The sequence below is a fragment of the Microcystis sp. M53603_WE2 genome (assembly GCF_030065435.1).
Genome location: NZ_JASJFF010001021.1, coordinates 1 through 4556, shown reverse-complemented (window position 1 = coordinate 4556; position 4556 = coordinate 1). Strand labels below are relative to the sequence as shown.

The following is a 4556-nucleotide window of genomic DNA, read 5'->3' as shown; positions in this document are numbered from 1 at the left end:
TGAAATGGGGCGAAAGTCTGTGGACTCTGTGTAAGACAGTACATGGTTTTTTAACTGTGGTATGCGACGGTGGTGGAAGCAGAAACTTAAATCGTGAGGTTTAGGAATCGCCGCACTTTTAGGGCGGCGAGGATGTCAACTTCGCTCTCCTGTACGCTTAGGCGGGATCGCCCCTTCAACCGAATCGCCCGAACTCCTATTTTTCCAAGCCTCTCAGGGTAATGCCTTCAGCCAATCCTTAAAAAAGTATTAAGAAAACGGGAAGGGGTCAAAAAAAATAAGGAATTTTCGGATATCACCTTTTCCGTAAACTCCCCTATAATTGACGACTGTTTATCTTTATTCCTTTCTGTGAGGAGTTTAAACCTATGACATTATCAACACTTATCAAAAAATCGATCGGTGGTCGGGTCGCCCTTATCGGTCTATCTTTACTCGCTCCTGTATCTGGTGCGAGCGCCGCTACTTTTGGCTTTTCTTTCTCGAATGTGGATGGCCCGGTTAGTGGTACAGTTTCTGGGACAATAGAGTTGCCGGACGCGGCACTAACCACGGATGGGATATAGGCGGCTACCGCTCTTTCCGTCACCTCCGCTCCTGCCGCTTTAGGATACACGCTACCGGTTATTGGTACATTCCCATCATCGGGCCCTAATGCTTTTAATGTTGTGGGTGGTAATATCATTCTGTCCGGTACTCAATTCGCTCGTGGTCAATTGTTCGTAACGGGTTCTCCAAATGCATTTGGATTAAATTCTCCTCTCGGAACTCTATTCGGTACAAACGGGGTTGCTGATGCTTCAAGTGGAGTTTTAGACTCAAATAAAAGGATTTTCCGCCGCTAAAAATTCCGTAACCCCTTGACAATTTACCCGACTAGGGAGAGGAAATTATTTTTACTCCCTAGTCTCTTTCCCAAAAAATAAACATGAAACATTTTCCGCTTATTTCCCCTCGTAACGTTTTAGCTTCCGTAGCGATCGCTTTATCCCTCGGTTTAGGTTTAACCGCCCCTCTACAAGCGCAGTTAAGCGGTAGAGTGAACTTTGAACAGGGAAGTGATATGGCCGCCCTCAACGGGACAATTACAGGGCGTGAATACCGAGATTTTGTCTTAAGAGCGAGAAAAGGTCAAACCCTGATGGTTTCTCTTGCTGATGATGGGACAGGCAACCCAGAAGACAAGCATAGTGTATTTTTTAATATCCTGCCGCCCGGTAGTAATAATGTAGCGATTTATAACAGTTCTGCCCAAGGCCCCAACGCCATGGCTAAAATTAAACTCCCCAAAGATGGCGACTATACCATTCGTGTCTATCTCATGGGAGAAGCGAAAGACGGCAATCATACCGTTCCTTTCACCGTCTCGGTAACGATTAGGTAGTTATCGAAAAATCTTGAACGCATCCTAGAGATTATCGCCCCTCTTACTCTGTAAGAAAATCAATCATGTTCGAGTCTATAAAATTCAGCGCCATCGCCACCGGAATCGCCCTCGTCGCTACTTTACCAGTTTATGCCGCGAATACTGCTACCATGTTGTCGGCCTGCAAATCTCGCGCCGCTAATGCTTATAAAACCTCGCCGGGTAATATCGTCGTCAAATACGAAGGACAACGCACCGACGGCACTCACGCAGTTAACGGCACTTACGAGACAGATAAAATGGTCAATACTTTCCAATGTTCCTTTAACCGCAACGGCAACCAGATCGTCAAATTTATCAAAAACCTACCCTATTCCAAAGTGGACGAAGGCGCTATGTAATAACACGCTCACTTAGTCTTCATTGGAGGAGATCAAAAAAGCATGAAACCCGTTTATGTCTTGTTGATAGCTATTACCACGGGTGTTATCGGTGCGGGTATCGGATTGTTTCTAGGAGGGAAATTCTTGGGAACCCTCGGATTCACAGGTGGTGTAACCTACGGTGTTTGTGTCGCCACGGAAACGGGAAAACAAGCGGGTTTACTAACCCAATCGGAAACCGATCAACTCTTAAAACAAATTAAAGAAAGAGCGGGTTCAGATTTTAATTTGAAACCAGAACAAATCGAAGAATTCGCCAAAATCAACTGTCAAGACACCCTAGAAAAAGCGAAATCAGCCCGTTCGGAAAAAAACTAGACGGACGTTATAGTACAATTGTCCACAAATCTAGCGATCGCTGTAAAACATCTAATTAACTTGGGAAAAAACTTAAATCATGCGTAAACTCTTTTCCGCTTTTTTACTGGCCACCTTAATCACCACCCCAGTCATCTTACCTTCTCCCGCCTTAAGCGAAATCCGTAAAGAACGGGTGCAATTCAAAGCCGGAACCGAAGGAACCACTATTCAAGGCAAAATCAAGGGAGAACAAGTCGTTCAATACCTAATTCGCGCCAATGCTGGACAAAATATGTCGGTTAGCCTCTTGAGTGATAACGGGGGCGCTTCTTTCAATATTTTCGCACCGGGTAAAGTCCCCGGCAAAGACGCGGCGATGGTTATCGGGAACAACGTCGGTAATGCCCACGAGGGAATCCTACCGGCGGACGGCGATTATACGATCCAAGTGGGTTTGACTCGCAACTCGGCGCGGAATAATGAAGTGGCTAATTATCGCCTAAAAATCTTTATTTCCAATAATTACAACCAAAGCGATGCCAAAGTACCGGGGACAAATTACCATGCTACGGGTAATGTTACCTGTTCCATGGGCGATGGAAAACCAGCGGGATCTTGTCCCTTTGGTGTCACTCGTCGGGGGAACGGTAGCGCGGATGTCACTGTTACCAAACCCGATGGTCGCAAGCGTATCATTTTCTTTGAAAAGGGAAAAGCGATCGGTGCGGATACCAGTCAGGCAGATCCGGGAGAATTTAGCGCCTCGAAACAAGACGATATCTATATTATTCGCATCGGCAAGGAACGCTACGAGATTTTTGAAGCGATCATTTTTGGGGGTTAGGTGCTGCTTCTCGTAAGCGCCAAGGATAAAATCCCCATTGAGGATAGTTTTCAGTGCATCTTAGCCTTTAGGAGGGTTTTTACCCATCCTTTTGTTATTTTTGGGGATAGGGGTTTAATTTTGTTAAAATACAGGTCAGGCTTGACCTGTATTTGAATTGAAAATGTATGATTCCACCTGTAAATTTATCGCCCTTGAATATTCCAGAGACTTAGCCACTTGGTTACTAGGAAAACCCTTAGATTTAACGGAAATTAAACCCTCAGAATTATCCCTAGAACCGATTAGAGCCGATACGTTAATCTTTTTGGAGTCAGAAGAATTAATCTTACATATCGAGTTCCAAACCGACCCTAAAGAAGACATTCCCTATAGAATGCTAGATTATGCCACCAGACTCTATCGACGCTATCCCCATAAACCCATCCATCAAGTAGTAATTTATCTGAGGAAAAATGACTCCGCTAAAGTCCGCCAAAATGATTATCAACAAGGGAAAACCTATCATCAATTTGAAGTGATTAGACTCTGGGAACAACCCTCAGAAACCTTATTACAAACACCGGGGCTATTTCCCTTCGCTATACTCGCTCAAGCTGAGAAACCAGAAAACTTACTGGGGCAAATTGCCCAAGAAATCGAGCAAATCAGCGATAGTCGAGAACAAAGCAATCTGGCCGCATCTACCGCCATCCTAGCTGGGTTAGTATTAAACAAAGACATCATTCAACGATTATTGAGGAAAGACATCATGAAAGAATCTGTTATCTATCAAGAAATCTGGTCGGAAGGTTTACAAGAGGGAGAAGCTAACCTCGTTTTACGTCTATTAAATCGCCGTATAGGTAGCATCTCTCCTGAATTATCCCCGAAGATCCGCAGCCTTTCCCTAGAACAGTTAGAAAACTTAGGCGAAGCTTTGTTAGATTTTCAGTCACTACAAGATTTAGAACAATGGCTCGAAAATTCGTCTTTGTAGCCAATTTTCTATCCTTATCTTCCTGATTCTAAACCCTGTTTTACCATCATGTCAGATCATCAAGCTAGTTATACCGTCAATGCGATGCTAGGGCGATTGTACTTGAAAAATAAGGCGTTTCAGTCGCTAAGTTTGGAAGAACAACAGTCGATAGTTTTAGACATCATTCAAGAATCATACCGTTGCGATGTAAATATCGGTGAAATTCTCGGCGATGCGTGTTTTTCTAATTCTGATAATGTTCAAGAACACAGAACCATAGCAACAATATTTCAAATTTGTTCTTACTGTCGAAAAGCATCATCTAACGTACAAGACTATGGAAAATTTCTGAAAGAAGGAATTTGTTTGGATTGTCTTGCCAAAGAGTTCCCTAATGGATATTAGAGCTAATGTAACTCCAAAATAGTAATAACTAATGTATGATTCTACCTGTAAATTTATCGCCCTTGAATATTCCAGAGACTTAGCCACTTGGTTACTAGGAAAACCCTTAGATTTAAGGCTCTTCGGTTTGTGTTATGCAATGGAGGGGGGTTATAAGGGATGGAACCCTTATATAGAAAGGCATTTAGCGATTTTTGTCAATTGTTTTTTATCTAGAGCGAACTAATCAATTAAGTC

7 protein-coding genes are annotated in these 4556 nt (G+C 43.3%); all 7 read left to right on the top strand.

Annotation, left to right across the window (positions count from 1 at the left end):
• The first annotated feature begins 368 nt into the window (after window positions 1–368).
• The 7 genes from PX481_RS21515 to PX481_RS21485 all read left to right on the top strand — a co-directional run bounded on the left by PX481_RS21515 (window position 369) and on the right by PX481_RS21485 (window position 4319).
• Window positions 369–566: a hypothetical protein gene (locus PX481_RS21515; protein ID WP_002757710.1), complete on the top strand. Its 198-nt coding sequence runs from the start codon at window positions 369–371 to the stop codon at window positions 564–566.
• Window positions 567–928: 362 nt separating this feature from the next.
• On the top strand, window positions 929–1384 hold the full coding sequence (locus PX481_RS21510) for a hypothetical protein (protein WP_002757709.1): 456 nt from the start codon (window positions 929–931) through the stop codon (window positions 1382–1384).
• A gap of 65 nt (window positions 1385–1449) precedes the next feature.
• Complete coding sequence (locus PX481_RS21505) at window positions 1450–1767, top strand: hypothetical protein (protein ID WP_002757707.1); 318 nt, start codon at window positions 1450–1452, stop codon at window positions 1765–1767.
• A gap of 42 nt (window positions 1768–1809) precedes the next feature.
• Entirely contained in the window at window positions 1810–2127 is a 318-nt protein-coding gene (locus PX481_RS21500) for a hypothetical protein (protein ID WP_002757706.1), read from the top strand.
• Between the two features lie 79 nt (window positions 2128–2206).
• The gene (locus PX481_RS21495; protein WP_002757704.1) at window positions 2207–2953 is read left to right on the top strand and encodes a hypothetical protein; all 747 of its coding nucleotides are present in this window, start codon (window positions 2207–2209) and stop codon (window positions 2951–2953) included.
• Between the two features lie 163 nt (window positions 2954–3116).
• Window positions 3117–3932, top strand: coding sequence for a DUF4351 domain-containing protein (locus PX481_RS21490; RefSeq protein WP_288095894.1), 816 nt, complete (start codon window positions 3117–3119; stop codon window positions 3930–3932).
• Between the two features lie 48 nt (window positions 3933–3980).
• A complete protein-coding gene (locus PX481_RS21485) occupies window positions 3981–4319 on the top strand; it encodes a hypothetical protein (protein WP_043999571.1) in 339 nt (112 codons plus the stop codon).
• Window positions 4320–4556: the final 237 nt, after the last annotated feature.